The organism is Pseudomonas sp. RG1, from assembly GCF_025910115.1.
Taxonomy (GTDB): Bacteria; Pseudomonadota; Gammaproteobacteria; order Pseudomonadales; family Pseudomonadaceae; genus Aquipseudomonas; species Aquipseudomonas atacamensis.
Genome location: NZ_JAPCIK010000047.1, coordinates 21,941 through 40,067 on the forward strand (window position 1 = coordinate 21,941; position 18,127 = coordinate 40,067).

General features: G+C 60.9%; 12 protein-coding genes. All 12 read left to right on the forward strand.

From position 1 onward, the window contains the following. The first annotated feature begins 30 nt into the window (after positions 1-30). The 12 genes from OK411_RS23820 to OK411_RS23875 all read left to right on the forward strand — a co-directional run bounded on the left by OK411_RS23820 (position 31) and on the right by OK411_RS23875 (position 18,102). Positions 31-207 carry a hypothetical protein gene (locus OK411_RS23820; RefSeq protein WP_003176118.1) on the forward strand — a complete coding sequence of 59 codons (177 nt, stop codon included), beginning with the start codon at positions 31-33 and terminating at the stop codon, positions 205-207. Continuing rightward, entirely contained in the window at positions 191-3,145 is a 2,955-nt protein-coding gene (locus OK411_RS23825) for a sensor histidine kinase (RefSeq protein ID WP_024014332.1), read from the forward strand. Before OK411_RS23820 ends, OK411_RS23825 begins: the two co-directional genes overlap by 17 nt. A 22-nt stretch (positions 3,146-3,167) precedes the next feature. Further along, the gene (locus tag OK411_RS23830) at positions 3,168-4,604 is read left to right on the forward strand and encodes a sigma-54-dependent transcriptional regulator (RefSeq protein ID WP_039761623.1); all 1,437 of its coding nucleotides are present in this window, start codon (positions 3,168-3,170) and stop codon (positions 4,602-4,604) included. Between the two features lie 733 nt (positions 4,605-5,337). Continuing rightward, positions 5,338-6,738, forward strand: coding sequence for a polynucleotide adenylyltransferase PcnB (locus OK411_RS23835; protein WP_016773164.1), 1,401 nt, complete (start codon positions 5,338-5,340; stop codon positions 6,736-6,738). Positions 6,739-6,740: 2 nt separating this feature from the next. Next, positions 6,741-7,226, forward strand: a complete 486-nt coding sequence (folK, locus tag OK411_RS23840; protein WP_136494031.1) for a 2-amino-4-hydroxy-6-hydroxymethyldihydropteridine diphosphokinase — start codon at positions 6,741-6,743, stop codon at positions 7,224-7,226. A 435-nt stretch (positions 7,227-7,661) separates the two neighbouring features. Further along, entirely contained in the window at positions 7,662-8,462 is an 801-nt protein-coding gene (gene panB / locus OK411_RS23845; protein ID WP_136494032.1) for a 3-methyl-2-oxobutanoate hydroxymethyltransferase, read from the forward strand. Continuing rightward, entirely contained in the window at positions 8,459-9,319 is an 861-nt protein-coding gene (gene panC / locus OK411_RS23850) for a pantoate--beta-alanine ligase (protein ID WP_016773161.1), read from the forward strand. The genes panB and panC overlap by 4 nt, the downstream gene beginning before the upstream one ends. A 358-nt stretch (positions 9,320-9,677) precedes the next feature. Next, positions 9,678-11,342, forward strand: a complete 1,665-nt coding sequence (pgi, locus tag OK411_RS23855) for a glucose-6-phosphate isomerase (protein ID WP_016773160.1) — start codon at positions 9,678-9,680, stop codon at positions 11,340-11,342. 200 nt (positions 11,343-11,542) lie between these two features. Continuing rightward, on the forward strand, positions 11,543-13,480 hold the full coding sequence (gene acs, locus OK411_RS23860; RefSeq protein WP_264365775.1) for an acetate--CoA ligase: 1,938 nt from the start codon (positions 11,543-11,545) through the stop codon (positions 13,478-13,480). 135 nt (positions 13,481-13,615) lie between these two features. Continuing rightward, positions 13,616-14,632 (forward strand): class I SAM-dependent rRNA methyltransferase, encoded by a 1,017-nt coding sequence (locus OK411_RS23865; RefSeq protein WP_071173626.1) that lies wholly within the window; start codon positions 13,616-13,618, stop codon positions 14,630-14,632. A gap of 222 nt (positions 14,633-14,854) precedes the next feature. Then, on the forward strand, positions 14,855-17,806 hold the full coding sequence (locus tag OK411_RS23870; RefSeq protein ID WP_264365776.1) for a DUF748 domain-containing protein: 2,952 nt from the start codon (positions 14,855-14,857) through the stop codon (positions 17,804-17,806). After that, positions 17,803-18,102, forward strand: coding sequence for a DUF2845 domain-containing protein (locus OK411_RS23875; protein WP_264365777.1), 300 nt, complete (start codon positions 17,803-17,805; stop codon positions 18,100-18,102). Before OK411_RS23870 ends, OK411_RS23875 begins: the two co-directional genes overlap by 4 nt. The last annotated feature ends 25 nt before the right edge of the window (positions 18,103-18,127 follow it).

The following is an 18,127-nucleotide window of genomic DNA, read 5'->3' on the forward strand; positions in this document are numbered from 1 at the left end:
CGGGCACGCGCATAAAAAAGAGAGGCCGGGATGTACATCTATCGCTTGGTCCTGCTTCTGGTCGTCGGGATCTACCTGTTCTCCCCCGCCATCATGGATTGGTGGATCGACGCGACGGGCGCCTGGTATCGCCCTTATCTGCTCTGGCTGATCCTGATTGTCGTGACCTTCATCCTGCAGAGCCAGAAAGATGCCGATGAGCTTTAGCCTGACCCAGATGATCCTGATCAGCGCCGCGTACCTGGCGGCGCTGTTCGGCGTTGCCTGGGTCAGCGAACGGGGCATGATCCCGCGCGCGATCATTCGCCACCCGTTGACCTACACCCTGTCGCTGGGGGTTTACGCCAGTGCCTGGGCGTTCTACGGCACGGTGGGCCTGGCCTATCAGTACGGTTACGGCTTTCTGTCCAGTTATCTCGGCGTGTCCGGTGCATTCCTGCTGGCGCCGGTGCTGCTTTATCCGATCCTGAAGATCACCCGCACGTATCAACTGTCGTCGCTGGCCGATCTGTTTGCCTTCCGCTTTCGCAGCACTTGGGCCGGTGCGCTGACCACGATTTTCATGCTGATTGGCGTGCTGCCGTTGCTGGCCCTGCAGATTCAGGCCGTGGCCGACTCGATCGGCATTCTCACCGGCGAACGCGTGCAAAGCCGCGTGGCGCTGGCGTTCTGTGCGCTGATCATTCTGTTCACGATTTTCTTCGGTTCCCGGCACATCGCCACGCGCGAGAAACATGAAGGGCTGGTGTTCGCGATTGCCTTCGAATCGATCATCAAACTGATCGCTCTGGGCGGCGTTGGCCTGTACGCGCTGTATGGTGTGTTCGACGGCCCGCAACAGCTCGAACTGTGGCTGCTGCAAAACCAGACCGCCCTCGCCGCCCTGCACACGCCGTTGCAGGAAGGTCCGTGGCGCACGCTGCTGCTGGTGTTCTTTGCCTCGGCGATCGTGATGCCGCACATGTATCACATGACCTTTACGGAAAACCTCAACCCGCGCTCGCTGGTCAGCGCCAGTTGGGGCCTGCCGTTGTTTCTGCTGTTGATGAGTCTTGCCGTACCGCTGATCCTCTGGGCCGGGCTGAAACTCGGCGCCACCACCGATCCGGAATATTTCACCCTTGGTATCGGCATTGCCGCCAACAGCAAACCGCTGGCCTTGCTCGCCTACGTCGGTGGCCTGTCCGCCGCCAGTGGCCTGATCATCGTCACCACCCTGGCCTTGTCGGGCATGGCGCTGAACCATCTGGTGCTGCCGCTTTATCAACCGCCGGCCGAAGGCAATATCTACCGCTGGCTGAAATGGACCCGTCGGGCGCTGATCGTGGCGATCATCATGGCCGGCTTCGGCTTCTACCTGATGCTCGGCGTCGAGCAGGATCTGGCCAACCTCGGCATCGTCGCGTTCGTGGCGACCCTGCAATTTCTGCCCGGGGTGTTGTCGGTGTTGTACTGGCCCACCGCCAACCGCCGCGGCTTCATTGCCGGTCTGCTGGCGGGGATCACGGTCTGGGTGGTGACCATGCTGCTGCCGCTGGTCGGCAATCTGCAGGGCTTCTATATCCCGCTGCTGAACATGATCTACGTGCTCGACGACACCAGTTGGCACATGGCGGCCATCGCCTCGCTGGCGGCCAACGTGCTGATGTTCACCCTGATCTCACTGTTCACCAACGCCAGCCCGGAAGAAGCCAGCGCCGCCGAAGCCTGTGCGGTGGATAACGTGCGGCGCCCGCAACGCCGCGAACTGCACGCCGCCTCGCCGCAGGAATTCGCCACGCAACTGGCCAAACCGCTCGGCGCCAAGGCTGCGCAGAAAGAAGTCGAGCAAGCGCTGCGCGACTTGTATCTGCCCTTCGATGAACGCCGGCCGTATGCCTTGCGCCGGTTGCGCGACCGCATTGAGGCCAACCTGTCCGGCCTGATGGGCCCGAGCGTTGCGCAGGATATGGTGGAAACCTTCCTGCCCTATAAGGCTGGCGGCGAAAACTACGTCACCGAAGACATTCACTTCATTGAAAGCCGTCTCGAGGATTACCACTCGCGCCTCACCGGCCTGGCCGCCGAGCTCGATGCCCTGCGCCGCTACCACCGCCAGACCTTGCAGGAACTGCCGATGGGCGTCTGCTCGCTGGCCAAGGATCAGGAGATCCTGATGTGGAACAAGGCGATGGAAGAGCTGACCGGCATCGCCGCACAGCGAGTGGTCGGTTCTCGCTTGAGCACCATCGCCAACCCGTGGAAAGAACTGCTGCAAGGCTTTATCAACCTGCCCGACGAGCATTTGCACAAACAGCATCTAGCCCTCGATGGTCAGACCCGCTGGCTGAATCTGCACAAAGCGGCAATCGACGAGCCGTTGGCCCCGGGTAACAGTGGCCTGGTGTTACTGGTCGAGGATCTGACCGAAACGCAGATGCTCGAAGACAAACTGGTGCATTCCGAACGGCTGGCCAGCATCGGCAGACTCGCAGCGGGTGTGGCCCACGAAATCGGCAACCCGATCACCGGCATCGCCTGCCTGGCGCAGAACCTGCGCGAAGAGCGCGAAGACGACGGCGAGCTGACGGAAATCAGCGGGCAGATTCTCGAGCAGACCAAACGCGTCTCGCGCATCGTCCAGTCGCTGATGAGCTTCGCCCATGCCGGCAGTCATCAGCACAACGACGAACCGGTGTGTCTGGCCGAAGTCGCGCAGGACGCCATCGGCCTGCTGGCGCTGAACCGGCGCAATTTCGAAGTGCAGTTCTACAACCTGTGCGATCCCGATCATTGGGTCGAAGGCGACCCGCAACGGCTTGCCCAGGTGCTGATCAATCTGCTCTCCAACGCCCGCGACGCCTCGCCGCCGCACAGTGCGGTACGGGTCAAGAGCGAAGCCGGCGAACACACGGTCGATCTGATCGTCGAAGACGAAGGCAGTGGCATTCCGTCGAGCATCATGGACCGATTGTTCGAACCTTTCTTCACCACCAAGGATCCGGGTGAAGGCACCGGTCTGGGCCTTGCACTGGTCTATTCCATCGTTGAAGAGCATTATGGACAAATCACCATCGACAGCCCGGCTGATGTACAAAGCCAACGCGGCACCCGTATCCGGGTGACCTTACCGCGTCATGTCGAAGCGACGTCCGCTGTGAACTGAGACCGTCGAGAGTATCGAATCAATGCCGCACATTTTGATCGTCGAAGACGAAACCATTATCCGCTCCGCCTTGCGCCGCCTGCTGGAACGCAACCAGTACCAGGTCAGCGAAGCCGGATCAGTGCAGGAAGCACAAGAACGCTTCACCATTCCTACGTTCGATCTGATCGTCAGCGACCTGCGCCTGCCGGGCGCTCCGGGCACCGAGCTGATCAAGCTAGGGCAAGGCACGCCGGTGCTGATCATGACCAGTTACGCCAGCCTGCGCTCGGCGGTCGACTCGATGAAAATGGGCGCGGTCGATTACATCGCCAAGCCGTTCGACCACGATGAAATGCTCCAGGCGGTTGCGCGGATCCTGCGCGATCGCCAGTCGGCGCCGGCTGCCGGCGAAGCTACGGCGAGCAAGCCTGCCGCTGGCAATGGCAAAGCTGCTGTGGATAACAGCAATGGTGAAATTGGCATCATCGGCTCCTGCCCACCGATGCAGGACCTGTACAGCAAGATCCGCAAAGTCGCGCCAACCGACTCCAACGTGTTGATTCAGGGTGAGTCCGGTACCGGTAAAGAACTGGTGGCCCGTGCCCTGCACAATCTGTCGAAACGCGCCAAGGCGCCGATGATTTCGGTGAACTGCGCGGCGATTCCGGAAAGCCTGATCGAATCCGAACTGTTCGGCCACGAGAAAGGCGCGTTCACCGGCGCCAGTGCCGGTCGTGCCGGTCTGGTTGAAGCGGCGGACGGCGGCACCTTGTTTCTCGATGAGATCGGCGAACTGCCCCTCGAAGCCCAGGCTCGCTTGCTGCGGGTTCTGCAGGAGGGCGAGATCCGCCGCGTAGGTTCGGTGCAGTCGCAGAAAGTCGATGTGCGCCTGATCGCTGCAACGCACCGCGATCTGAAAAGCCTGGCGAAAATCGGTCAGTTCCGTGAAGACCTTTATTACCGTCTGCACGTGATTGCCCTGAAGCTGCCGCCGCTGCGCGAGCGTGGCGCCGACGTCAACGAAATCGCCAATGCCTTCCTCGCTCGCCAGAGCGCGCGGATCAACCGCACCGACCTGAAATTCGCTGCCGATGCCGAACAGGCGATCCGGCACTATTCCTGGCCGGGTAACGTGCGTGAGCTGGAAAACGCTGTCGAGCGCGCGGTGATTCTCAGCGAAAGCCCGGAGATCTCGGCCGACCTGCTGGGCATCGACATCGAGCTGAGCGATCTGGAAGACGACGAGTTCATCGGTCTGCCGCCGCAAACCGGCGGTAACGCCAGCAACAGCAGCCATGAGCCGACCGAGGATCTGTCGCTGGAGGATTACTTCCAGCACTTCGTCCTCGAGCATCAGGACCACATGACCGAGACCGAACTGGCACGCAAACTGGGCGTCAGCCGCAAATGCCTGTGGGAACGCCGCCAGCGTCTGGGCATTCCACGGCGCAAGACCGGGGTCGCCAGCGAAAGCTGAGCGTTACCCACCGCGTGCGCGGGTAACGCATGACAATGTGAAAAAACTGTTACCGCAGTCGATTCACGTAACAGAAGCCGGGGTTATCGGTAACGAAACCCCGGCTTTTTTTCGCCCCTGCAAAAAGGTTATATCGACCTAACCCCTTGTTTTACTGGGCTTGGCAAAAGTTGGCACGCACCCTGCTATATGTTTGGTACAAGAACAATAACAAGCAATGCACAAGACAATAAAAATAAGACGAATCGACTCACGCACAATAAAAACAAGACGGCGAGAGGCGCAGCTAACTGATTCTTTTGGAGAGGCGTTGTATTTGGGGCTTGCCCCACGACCAGGCCGAGAACAACAAAAACTGTCCTAAGACAGAGCCTGTACTGGTTGGATCGACAGATCACTGCAATTCAGCGACCAAAGCAATCCGTTTGCTCTTGGCTCCCGATTGGGAGGGTCACGAAGGAAACACTTCGTGGCGAGGGCACTCAACAAAAACAAGAAGCCCGAATCAATAATAAAAAGAGCACGCAACTACTTCTTGGGGAGCTTCGGCTCCCCTTGTAGTTTCTCCCTTCCGTGAAATCCCCCCGTTTTCCTCGCTCGACCCTTGTAGCTTGGGGCTTGCAGCTCATATCTGCCGCGTCCTACACCATCCCCCGACTAAATGCTAGAATCTGCGCCCATCATGCGGTCATTCTTTTGGTATGGCCGAACATTCCTTCAAACAGTGCATCCCATGCTGAAGAAGCTGTTCCAGTCATTCCGAACTCCCGTGCGTCGTACGCAACACATCCGCAGCACCCCTGAAGTGCTCAACAGCGGCCAACATTCGCTGCAGAAAACGCAGTTCAGCCGCTATGCGGTGAATATCGTCGAACGCCTGCAAGGTGCCGGTTACCAGGCTTATCTGGTCGGTGGTTGCGTGCGTGACATGCTGCTGGGCATCACGCCCAAGGACTTCGACGTCGCCACCAGTGCCACCCCCGAGCAGGTGCGTGCCGAATTCCGCAATGCGCGGATCATCGGCCGCCGGTTCAAGCTGGTGCACATCCATTTCGGTCGCGAAATCATTGAAGTCGCGACCTTCCGCGCCAATCACCCGGTCAACGAAGACGACGAAGACAGCAACCAGTCTTCGCGCAATGAGAGCGGGCGCATTCTGCGCGACAACGTCTACGGCACCCTGGAAGAAGACGCGCAACGTCGCGACTTCACCATCAACGCCCTGTATTACGATCCGGTCAGCGAGCGCATTCTCGATTACGCCAATGGCGTGCACGACATCCGCAATCACCTGATCCGCCTGATCGGCGACCCGAAGCAGCGTTACCAGGAAGACCCGGTGCGCATGCTGCGGGCCGTGCGTTTCGCCGCCAAGCTCAACTTCGGCATCGAGAAGCACACCGTGCAGCCGATCCGTGAGCTGGCGCCGATGCTGCGCGAGATTCCGTCGGCGCGGCTGTTCGAAGAAGTGCTCAAGCTGTTCCTCTCCGGGCACGGCGCGATCACCTTTGAAATGCTGGTTGATCTGCAACTGTTCGCCCCGCTGTTCCCGGCCAGTGCCGAAGCGCTGGAATACAACCCGGAATACACCCACACCTTGATCAGCGAAGCGCTGACCAACACCGACCTGCGCATCAAGCAGAACAAACCGGTGACCCCGGCGTTCCTCTTTGCCGCCCTGCTCTGGCCGGCACTGCCGGCCCGCGTGTTGCGTCTGCAGGAACGTGGCATGCCGCCGATTCCGGCGATGCAGGAAGCCGCTCACGAACTGATCGCCGAACAGTGCCAGCGCATCGCGATTCCGAAGCGCTTCACCATGCCGATCCGCGAAATCTGGGACATGCAGGAACGCCTGCCACGGCGCAGCGGCAAACGCGCCGATCTGTTGCTGGACAACCCGCGCTTCCGTGCCGGTTACGATTTCCTCCTGCTGCGTGAAAGCGCCGGTGAGGAGACCGATGGCCTCGGCGAATGGTGGACCGATTATCAGGACGCCAACGACAGCGAGCGTCGCGACATGATCCGCGACCTCAGCGGCAAGGGTGACGATGCCAGCGGCGCGCCACGCAAACGTCGCCGCAGCGGCGGTTCCAAGCGCAAGCGCGCCGGTGCTTCGAGCGCGACGGGCGAGTAAGCGTGGAACGCATCTACATCGGCCTGGGCAGCAACCTCGCTGACCCGGCCGACCAGTTGCGCAGCGCCATCGCGGCGCTGGGCCAATTGCCGCAAACAAGTCTTGCCGGCGTGTCAGCCTTTTATCAAAGCGATTCGCTGCTGCCGGGCCAGCCGCGTTACACCAACGCGGTCGCCGCCCTCGACAGCTCGCTCGCACCGATCGAGCTGCTCGACGCCTTGCAAGCGATCGAAAACGCTCAGGGCCGCGAGCGTCTTGAGCGCTGGGGGCCTCGCACGCTGGATCTGGATATTCTGCTGTTCGGCGATCGCCTGATCGATGAGCCACGGCTGAAGGTCCCGCATTACCAGATTCAGGAGCGGGCGTTCGTTCTTTATCCCCTCGCTGAACTGGCACCGCAGGATCTGCGTCTTGCCGATGGCCGCACGCTGACAGACCTGCTGGCCGCCTGCCCGTTCGTCGGCCTTGAACGCCTCTCCCAGCCCTGACAAAAATCTTCTGTGAAATGTGGCTGTGTGGCGAGGGGATTTATCCCCGTTGGGTCGCGGAGCGGCCCCATGTTGTGTACAGCTAGTTCAGATTTGGGCCTGCTTCGCAGTCCAACGGGGATAAATCCCCTCGCCACAGGTTACCTGCCAATCTCCAGTTTTTGTCAGACAAAAATCCCCCGAATCAGGCCCGCCGCGCCGCTGAATCGCATCAGTAACGCCGGTAACACCGCCCGCGTAACAATGCGGTAACACACGCAATTGACTTCCTGTTGGCTCATCACGACTATAGGCGTCCCGCTGCCGCCAACCCGGTATGAACGGGCGCAATCCAGGCCTTTCAAAGCACGACACAAGACCGTGCGCCTGAGTAGATGAAGAATCACGCGCGTGACTCGCAGCAGTTTCCAGAGCGCCTGAACGAGGATTTTTTACATGCCAGCCATCACCCTGACCACGCTCCAGAGCCTCAAGCAGAAAGGTGAAAAAATCACCATGCTGACCTGCTATGACGCGACCTTCGCCCACGCCTGCAACGAGGCCGGTGTCGAAGTGCTGCTGGTCGGCGACTCCCTCGGCATGGTTCTGCAGGGTCATGACAGCACCCTGCCGGTGACCACGGCGGAAATGGCCTATCACGTCGCCAGCGTCAAGCGTGGCAATGGCGATGCCCTGATCCTCGCCGACTTGCCGTTCATGGCCAACGCCACCCTCGAACAGACCATGACCAACAGCGCCATGCTGATGCAGGCCGGCGCGCACATGGTCAAGGTCGAAGGTCAGCTGTGGCTGGCGGAGTCGATCCGTCTGCTCGCCGAGCGCGGTGTGCCGGTTTGCGCCCACATGGGCCTGACGCCGCAAGCAGTGAACATTCTCGGTGGCTATAAGGTGCAGGGCCGCAACGAGAATCAGGCGCGGCAGATGCGTGCCGATGCGATCGCGCTGGAGCAGGCCGGTGCGGCCATGCTGCTGCTTGAGTGCGTGCCGAGCGAACTGGCAGCAGAAATCAGCCAGGCCGTGGGCATTCCGGTGATCGGTATCGGTGCCGGCAACGCCACCGACGGCCAGGTACTGGTATTGCACGACCTGCTCGGCCTGTCGATCACCGGCCGCGTACCCAAGTTCGTCAAGAACTTCATGCAAGGTCAGGACAGCATCCAGTCCGCGCTGAAGGCTTACGTCAGCGAAGTCAAAGCCACCACGTTCCCCGGCATCGAACACGGATTCTCTGCATGAACACCGTCAAAACCGTACGCGAACTGCGCGCCGCCGTCGCCCGCGCGCGCAGTGAAGGCAAGCGCATCGGCTTCGTGCCGACCATGGGCAACCTGCACAGCGGCCACGTCGCCCTGATCACCAAAGCTACCCAGCGAGTCGATTTCGTGGTTGCGAGTATTTTCGTCAACCCGCTGCAATTCGGCGCCGGCGAAGACCTCGACAAATACCCGCGCACCCTCGCTGCCGATCAGGAAAAACTCCTCGAAGCCGGTTGCGACCTGCTGTTTGCGCCGACGGTTGAAGAGATGTACCCGGACGGCATGGCCGGACAAACCCGGGTCAGCGTGCCGCAATTGTCCGAAGGCCTGTGTGGCGCCAGCCGTCCGGGGCACTTTGAAGGTGTGGCGACGGTGGTCAGCAAGCTGTTCAACATGGTCCAGCCGGATCTGGCGATCTTCGGCCAGAAGGATTACCAGCAACTGGCGGTGATCCGCGCACTGGTGCATGACCTGAACATGCCGATCCAGATCATCGGCGAGCCGACCGTGCGTGCTGCCGACGGTCTGGCGCTGTCGTCGCGCAACGGCTTCCTCAATGAAGACCAGCGCGCCGTGGCACCGGTGGTGTATCGCGTGCTGAGCAGCATTGCCGAAGCGATCAAGCAAGGTGAGCGCGATTACCCGGCGCTGATCACTGCGCAGTTGCAGGTGCTGGAAGCGGCGGGGCTGCGTCCGGACTATCTGGAAATCCGTCATGGCCTGACGTTGCGCCCGGCGACGGCGGAAGACCGCGATCTGGTGATTCTGGCAGCGGCGTTCCTCGGCACCACGCGGCTGATCGACAACCTGCACCTGAATCTCGATAGCCCGATTTAAGCAGCAACGAATTTCCCTGTGGGAGCGAGCTTGCTCGCGAAGGCGGTGTATCAGCGACTTATAAGTTGCCTGACACCACGCCTTCGCGAGCAGGCTCGCTCCCACAGGTGTTTTCGGTGCATGCCGGTTGGGCGAAAGTGTTCCGGGCACCTCCGTTTGTCGGCCAGATTCCTCAACGGATGTTAAAAAAGTACAGGGATCTGGTCAGACAAAGTCAAGACAGAACGCAGCGCGAGGTTTACTGTATTCGCCCTGTGTCCAGATCTCGTATCGACGCAGTTGATCCCATGCGCTAAAACTCGTGGTTGATCTGTACCGTGTTCAAAAGGCCGTTCAAGTAAAAAGGAAAACCGCAGCGATGGCGTACTACCGCACTCCTCACGACGTTACCGCTCTGCCCGCCTGGCAAGCGTTGAAAGATCACCGCCAAGCCATGCAGGATTTCAGCATGCGCGAAGCCTTCAACGCCGATCCGCAGCGTTTCAATCAGTTCACCCTTAGTAGCTGCGGTCTGTTTCTCGACTATTCGAAGAATTTGATCAACGCCGAGACCCGCAACCTGCTCGTGGGCCTGGCCAATGAAGTCGATCTGAAGGGCGCGATCAAAGCGCTGTTCGACGGCGAAATCGTCAACGCCTCCGAAGGCCGCCCGGCACTGCACACCGCCCTGCGCCGCCCGGTCGGCGACAAGTTGTCGGTCAACGGCGTCAACGTGATGCCGGAAGTGCACAAGGTGCTGAACCAGATCACCGATCTGGTCGGCCGCATTCACGATGGCTTGTGGCGTGGCTACACCGAGAAGCCGATCACTGACGTGGTCAATATCGGTATCGGTGGTTCGTTCCTCGGTCCTGAGCTGGTCTCCGAAGCACTGCTGTCCTACGCGCAGAAAGGTGTGCGTTGCCACTATCTGGCGAACATCGACGGCAGCGAATTCCACGAGCTGACGCAGAAACTGCGCGCCGAGACCACGCTGTTCATCGTTTCGTCGAAGTCGTTCAACACTCTCGAAACGTTGAAAAACGCGCAGGCCGCACGCGCCTGGTACCTGGCGCAGGGCGGCTCGGAAGCCGAGCTGTATCGCCACTTCATCGCTGTGTCGAGCAATAACGCCGCAGCTGTGGCTTTCGGCATCCGCGAAGAAAACATCTTCCCGATGTGGGACTGGGTCGGCGGGCGCTACTCGCTGTGGTCGGCGATCGGTTTGCCGATTGCGCTGGCCATCGGCATGTCCAACTTCAAGGAACTGCTGTCCGGTGCCTACACCATGGACCAGCATTTCCAGACCGCGCCGTTCGAACAGAACATGCCGGTGCTGCTGGCCCTGCTCGGCGTCTGGTATGGCAACTTCTGGGGTGCGCAAAGCCACGCGATCCTGCCGTACGACCACTACCTGCGCAACATCACCAAGCACTTGCAACAGCTGGACATGGAGTCCAACGGCAAGAGCGTGCGTCAGGACGGCACCTCGGTGTCGACCGATACCGGCCCGGTGATCTGGGGCGGCGTCGGCTGCAACGGTCAGCACGCTTATCACCAGTTGCTGCACCAGGGCACCCAATTGATCCCGGCCGACTTCATCGTGCCGATCGTCAGCTTCAACCCGGTTTCCGACCACCACCAGTGGCTGTACGCCAACTGCCTGTCGCAGAGCCAGGCGCTGATGCTCGGCAAGACCCTGCCGGAAGCTGAAGCCGAACTGCGCGACAAAGGCATGGGCGAAGACGACGTGCGCAAACTTGCGCCGCACAAGGTGATCCCGGGCAATCGTCCGAGCAACACCCTGGTGGTCGAACGCATCAGCCCGCGTCGCCTCGGCGCCCTGGTTGCGATGTATGAGCACAAAGTGTTCGTACAAAGCGTGGTCTGGGGCATCAACGCCTTCGACCAGTGGGGTGTGGAACTGGGCAAGGAATTGGGCAAAGGCGTCTACAACCGTCTGGTCGGCAGCGACGAGACCGTGGCTGACGATGCCTCGACTCAGGGCCTGATCAACTACTTCCGCGGGCGTCATCGCGGCTGATAAAAGCCTTCGGGCACAACGCTGTTCCCCTGTGGGAGCGAGCCTGCTCGCGAAATCGGTGCGTCATTCAACACTGTGTTGACTGATCCGCCGCCTTCGCGAGCAGGCTCGCTCCCACAGTTGTTTTGGCGCATGACTTGAACCTGTGCAGCGCTCGGCGCATCTTTATTCGTGTCGCACCACAAGAATAAGGAACCGTCATGTTCGATATCAGCACGTTCCCCAAAGCCGATGCCGTGCGCCAGGCCGCTCAGTTGAGCCAGGACGAGTATCGGCGCCTGTACCGCGAATCGATTGAACACCCCAGTGCCTTCTGGGCCGAGCAGGCCACGCGTTTCCTCGATTGGAGCACGCCGTGGCAGACTGTTCAGCGCTATGACCTGAAGACCGGTGAAGCGGCCTGGTTTGCCGGCGGCAAGCTCAACGTCAGTCACAACTGCATCGACCGTCACCTCAAGCAACGCGGCGAACAGACCGCCCTGCTCTGGGAGGGCGACGATCCTGCCGAATCGGCGCAGATCACTTACAACAAACTCCATCACCACGTCTGCCGTCTGGCCAACGTACTGAAAAGCCGTGGCGTGAAGAAAGGCGATCGGGTGTGCATCTACATGCCGATGATCCCCGAAGCCGCCTACGCCATGCTCGCCTGCGCGCGAATCGGTGCGATCCATTCGGTAGTGTTTGGCGGATTTTCCCCGGATTCCTTGCGTGATCGAATCCTCGACGCCGACTGCCGTACCGTGATCACCGCCGATGAAGGCGTGCGCGGCGGCCGCTTCGTGCCGCTGAAAAACAACGTCGACAAAGCCCTGCAAAGTTGCCCGAACGTCAGCACCGTGGTGGTGGTCGAGCGCACGCAGGGCCAAGTCGATTGGGTCGAGGGCCGTGACCTCTGGTACCACCAGGCCGTGCGCGAGGTCAGCGACGACTGCCCGCCGGAACCGATGGACGCCGAAGATCCGCTGTTCATCCTCTACACCTCCGGCAGCACCGGCAAACCCAAAGGCGTGCTGCACACCACCGGCGGCTACCTGCTGCAAGCAGCAATGACCTTCAAGTACGTGCTGGATTACCGCGACGGCGAAGTGTTCTGGTGCACCGCCGACGTCGGCTGGGTCACCGGCCACAGTTACATCGTCTACGGGCCGCTGGCCAACGGTGCGACCACACTGATGTTCGAAGGCGTGCCGAGCTACCCGAGCAGTTCGCGCTTCTGGCAGGTCATCGACAAGCACAAGGTGAACATTTTCTACACAGCACCCACCGCCCTGCGCGCGCTGATGCGCGAAGGCACCGGACCATTGAAGGAAACGTCGCGCGCCAGCCTCAGATTGCTCGGCAGCGTCGGTGAGCCGATCAACCCGGAAGCGTGGGAATGGTATTTCAATGCTGTCGGTGAACAGCGCTGCCCGATTGTCGACACCTGGTGGCAGACCGAAACCGGCGGCATCATGCTCAGCCCGCTGGTCAGCGCCCAACGGATCAAACCGGGCTGCGCGACGCAACCGATGTTTGGCGTGCAACCGGTGCTGCTTGACGAAGTCGGCAAGGAAATCAAAGGCGCCGGCAGTGGCGTGCTGGCGATCAAATCGAGCTGGCCGGCGCAGATTCGCAGCGTCTACGGCGATCCGCAGCGGATGATCGACACCTACTTCAAACCCTACCCCGGCTATTACTTCACCGGCGACGGCGCCCGCCGCGACGAGGACGGCGATTACTGGATCACCGGACGCATCGACGACGTGATCAACGTCTCCGGCCACCGCATCGGCACCGCCGAAGTGGAAAGCGCCCTGGTGCTGCACGACAGCATCGCCGAGGCCGCCGTGGTCGGTTATCCCCACGACGTCAAAGGCCAGGGCATCTACGCATTCGTCACGCCAATGAACGGCACCGAGGCCAACGAAGAGCTGAAGAAAGACCTGCTGGCGCATGTCAGCAAGGAGATCGGCAGCTTCGCCAAACCGGACCTGATCCAGTGGGCGCCGGCATTGCCGAAGACCCGTTCGGGCAAGATCATGCGGCGGATTCTGCGCAAGATTGCCTGCAATGAGCTCGACAGCCTCGGCGATACTTCGACCCTGGCTGATCCGAGTGTGGTGCAGGACCTCGTCGACAAGCGGCTCAATACTTGAGAGCTGCAAGTTTCTAGCTACAAGCTGCAAGCTAAAGCGGTCCGCGCAGCTTTTCGCTTTTAGCTTGCAGCTAGAAACTTGCCGCTTGTAGCTCCCCGACTGCTAAGCTTCGCGTTTTTTCAGCAAGGCGCCCGCATGTCTTCCTTGAACCAGGCGCTGCGCGCCGCCCTCGATCAACGCCAGGACCTGCTCGCTGCGCTGCACAGCCAGGGCACCGATTGCTATCGGCTGTTCCATGGCAGCCAGGAAGGTGCCGGCGGCCTGACCATCGACCGCTACGGCCCGCAACTGCTGGTGCAGAGTTTTCACCAGACGCTCGAACGTGATGATCTGCTGCAACTGCACGCCATGGTCAACCAGACGCTGGGCTTCGACAGCCTGCTGGTCTACAACGACCGCTCCCGTGGCAACTCGCGGATCGATCGCGAGGACAGCGTTTATAAAGCCGATGACGCCGCACTGGCGGATCTGGTCGGGCATGAATGGGGCCTGAACTACCGCGTGCGCGGGCGTCATGCCGGGCAGGATCCGCTACTGTTCCTCGACCTGCGCAACACCCGTGGCTGGGTCAAGGATCATGCGCAAGGCAAAAGCGTGCTCAACCTGTTTGCCTACACCTGCGGCGTTGGCCTCAGTGCGGCGGCCGGCGGTGCACGTGAGGTGTGCAACCTCGATTTTGCCGAGGGCAATCTGGCGGTCGGTCGCGAGAATGGTTTGCTCAACCCGCAACTGCCGGAGATGCAATTCATTCAGTCCGATTACTTCCCGGCGATCCGTCAGCTTGCTGGCCTGCCGATCAGCGTGCGGCGCGGGCAGAAGTTGCCGAGCTATCAGCGCCTCGAACAGCGCCAATACGATCTGGTCCTGCTCGATCCGCCGGCGTGGGCCAAAAGCGCATTCGGCACAGTCGATTTGCTGCGCGATTATCAGAGCCTGCTCAAACCGGCCCTGCTGACCACCGCTGACAACGGCGTGCTGATCTGCTGCAACAACCTGGCGAAAGTCAGCATGGACGACTGGCGCGAACAAGTGTTGCGCTGCGCCGAAAAGGCCGGCCGCCCGGTGCGCGAATGGAGCGTGATGACCCCGGGCGCCGACTTTCCCTCGCGGGACCAGCAGCCCCCGTTGAAGACGCTGATCTTGCAGCTGTGATCCCTCCGGCATGAGCGATTACATTCCCCTGTGGGAGCGAGCCTGCTCGCGAAGGCGCAGTGTCAGTCGACTTATTTTTCACTGAACCACCGCATTCGCGAGCAGGCTCGCTCCCACAAGGGAGATTTGTTCCTACAGAAATTTCTGAACAATCCTGTCCCACATCAAGCACTTCGGAACCAGAATCGCGTGCCATACTCCAAGGCACTCCGATTCAGACAGATGAAGCCGCACATGCCCAAAGGATTGATTCGCGCGATTGGCGCACTGCTGACAGCCCTGGCCCTCTACAGCCTGCTGGGGTTTCTGATCCTGCCGGGCATTGCCTTGCGCGTGGCCAACCAGCAACTGGCCAACTACGCGACGGTGCCCGCGCATCTGCAGCGCATCGAACTCAACCCCTTCAGCCTTGAGGTCACCCTGTGGGGCCTAGTCATCGGCGAACCGGGCAAGGAGCAGGTCGGCTTCGATCGCCTCTATGCCAACCTGCAAATCGACAGCCTGTGGACGAAAGCGCTGCATCTGTCCGACATCGAACTGGACAAACCCAAAAGCGAAATCCTCTTCGCCAAGGACGGCAAGCTCAACCTGCTCGGCCTGTTCAACCTGCCGCCGAGCGAGCCGACACCCGCCGATCCCGACGCCAAACCATTTCCGCTGCGTATCGACAACATCAAACTGGCCGGCGGCGTGGTGCATTTCGAGGATATGCGGCCCAGCGAGCCGATCGAATTTCTTTACGACGACCTCAGTTTCGAGCTGAAAAACCTCAGCACCCTGCCCGAGGACAGCGCCGACATGACCCTCGTCGCCATCGGCCCCGCTGGCGGGCGGATCGACTGGACCGGCAATTTCAGCCTGATCCCGTTCACCTCCGAAGGCACCCTTAAAGTCACCGATGGCCAGATGAAATCCTTCTGGCCCTACGTGCGCGACGCCGTGCCGCTGGTGCTGGAAAACGGCGTGGTCAGCCTCAGCACCGAGTACAAGCTCAACCTGTCGAAACAGACCGAACTACTGCTGAACAACGTCGCGGTGAGCATTGCGCCATTCGCCATCAAGGCTCCGGACGGACGTCCGCTGGCCAGGCTTGAACGCCTCGACGTCAGCGAAACCTCGCTCGACCTGGCCAAGCAGCAAGTGGTGGTCGGCAAGATCCGCAGCAACAAACTGGAAACCTGGGCGGCGCTGGAAGCCGACGGCCAGTTGGATTGGCAGAAGCTGTTCGCCAGCCAACCGTCGAAACCGGCGGCCAAAGCCGCTGCCGAACCTACGGATACACCGGCCGCCGCCGACTCGCCGAAACCTGAGCCAAGCGCCCCGAGCAAGCCATGGCAGGTGCTGGTCAAGGATGTGCAACTGCGCAACTACACGGTCCATCTCGCCGACCGCTCGGCGCAACCGGCGGTGGCGCTGGACATCACTCCGCTGAACGTCGACCTGCAGGATTTCGACAGCCTCAACGGCTCGCCTTTCAAGCTCAAGCTCGACAGCGGCCTGGGCAAGCAAGGCAAGATCAGCGCAGACGGCACGGTCAATCTGGCCCCCGTCAACGCACAGCTCAACGTGAAAACCGAGGACGTCGACTTGCGTGTCGCGCAGTCCTATATCAACCCGTTCATTCGCCTGGAACTGCGCAGCGGCATGCTCGGCAGTGACCTCAAGGTCAACCTCAAGAGCACCGAGCCGCTGGCCCTCAGCGTCACCGGCCGCGCGCAGATCGATCAACTGCACACCCTCGATACGCTGAAGACCCGCGACTTCCTCAAATGGCAGCAAGTCGTGGTCGACGGTATCAACTATCAGCACGGCGACAGCCTGTCGATCGACAGGGTCAACCTGTTGCAGCCGTATGTGCGCTTCATGATCAACGACGATCGCACCACCAACGTCGACGATCTGCTGATCCCGCAACCGGCCGACAGCGGTGCAAAAAGCACCGCAGCCAAACCGGCCGGCAAGGACAAACCACTGGGCATTCACATCGGTGCGATTGCGATCAACGACGGCTCGGCCAACTTCGCCGACCTCAGCCTGACGCCGAATTTCGCCACCGCCGTGCAGCAGCTCAACGGTCAGATCGGCACCATCGACAGCCGTCAGGCAAAACCGGCCAGCGTCGACATCAAAGGCAAGGTCGACCGTTATGCGCCGGTGACCATCAAGGGGGCGGTCAATCCGTTCGACCCGATGGCCAGCCTCGACATCGCCACCAGTTTCAAGCGCGTCGAGCTAACCACCCTGACGCCCTACTCCGGCAAGTTCGCCGGCTACCGCATCCGCAAGGGCCGGCTCAACCTTGATCTGCACTACCTGATCACCAAAGGCCAACTGAAAGCCGAGAACAAAGTCGTCGTCGAGCAGCTGCAACTGGGCGAGAAGGTCGACAGCCCTGATGCAGTGAGTCTGCCGCTGAAACTGGCGATCGCCCTGCTCAAGGACGTCGACGGCAAGATCTCCATCGAGTTGCCGGTGACCGGCGACCTGAATAATCCACAGTTCAGCGTGATGCCGATCGTCTGGCAGACCCTGCGCAACCTCATCGTCAAAGCTGCCGCCGCGCCGTTCAGGATGATCGGCGGACTGGTCAGTGGCGGCGGCTCCGAAGACCTCGGCACGGTGTCCTTCGCGCCGGGCTCCAGCGATCTGAGCAAAGACGCCGAAGCGGCGCTGGTGAAACTGTCGCAAGCGCTCAAGGAACGTCCGGCGCTGCGCCTGGAAATCGAAGGCACTGCCGCGAAGAGCAGTGATGGGCCACTGCTGGCCGAGCAACGTCTGGAACGCGAATACCAATACAACTACTACAAGATGCTTCAGCGCCGTGGCGACAAAGTTCCGGCCCAGGCCTCGCTGCTGCAAGTGCCCGAAGGCGAGAAAGGCGCATTGCTCGAAGGGATTTACCGCACCCGCCTGAAAACCCAGCCACCGGCAGAATGGAAAGACCTGGGCAAGGAAGAGCGCACGGCGAAAATGCGCCAAGGCGTGATCGCGTTCTGGAGCGGCAGCGAGGTGCTGTTGCGACAGTTGGGCCAGGATCGCGCCAGCACCATCAAGGATTACCTGGTCGACAAGGGCAAGCTCGAAGATGACCGCGTGTACTTCATCGACGCCAACCTCGGCGAGGCCGAAAGCGATGGCCGCGTGGTCACGCAAATGCACCTGGATGCAGAATGACCGTGCGTAACTGGCTGGCTGTGCTCGCGCTGACGTGCGCCGCCGGCCACGCGTCGGCTTCGGATACATTGCGCTGCGCCAGCCAGTTGATCAGCCTCGGCGACCGCGCCAGCGAAGTGCTGCAAAAATGCGGCGAGCCGGTCAGTCGCGATGTGCTCGGCTACAAGCGCAGTGTCAATCGCCGCGAAGAGTTTCAGGTCGAGGAATGGACCTACGGCCCGAACAACGGCATGTACCAGTACCTGCGCTTCGAAGGTAATCGCTTGCGGCAGATCAACAGCAAACGCGGTAGCTAAGCCGAACGAAATTCACCCTGTGGGA

What these genes read in the sequence shown, in the direction of transcription:
- OK411_RS23865 (WP_071173626.1), top strand. Translation starts at nt 13,616, where the DNA reads ATGTCTTCCTTGAACCAGGCGCTGCGCGCCGCCCTCGATCAACGCCAG.
- OK411_RS23830 (WP_039761623.1), top strand. Translation starts at nt 3,168, where the DNA reads ATGCCGCACATTTTGATCGTCGAAGACGAAACCATTATCCGCTCCGCC.
- OK411_RS23875 (WP_264365777.1), top strand. Translation starts at nt 17,803, where the DNA reads ATGACCGTGCGTAACTGGCTGGCTGTGCTCGCGCTGACGTGCGCCGCC.
- OK411_RS23820 (WP_003176118.1), top strand. Translation starts at nt 31, where the DNA reads ATGTACATCTATCGCTTGGTCCTGCTTCTGGTCGTCGGGATCTACCTG.
- OK411_RS23835 (WP_016773164.1), top strand. Translation starts at nt 5,338, where the DNA reads ATGCTGAAGAAGCTGTTCCAGTCATTCCGAACTCCCGTGCGTCGTACG.
- panC (WP_016773161.1), top strand. Translation starts at nt 8,459, where the DNA reads ATGAACACCGTCAAAACCGTACGCGAACTGCGCGCCGCCGTCGCCCGC.
- panB (WP_136494032.1), top strand. Translation starts at nt 7,662, where the DNA reads ATGCCAGCCATCACCCTGACCACGCTCCAGAGCCTCAAGCAGAAAGGT.
- OK411_RS23870 (WP_264365776.1), top strand. Translation starts at nt 14,855, where the DNA reads ATGAAGCCGCACATGCCCAAAGGATTGATTCGCGCGATTGGCGCACTG.
- pgi (WP_016773160.1), top strand. Translation starts at nt 9,678, where the DNA reads ATGGCGTACTACCGCACTCCTCACGACGTTACCGCTCTGCCCGCCTGG.
- acs (WP_264365775.1), top strand. Translation starts at nt 11,543, where the DNA reads ATGTTCGATATCAGCACGTTCCCCAAAGCCGATGCCGTGCGCCAGGCC.
- OK411_RS23825 (WP_024014332.1), top strand. Translation starts at nt 191, where the DNA reads ATGCCGATGAGCTTTAGCCTGACCCAGATGATCCTGATCAGCGCCGCG.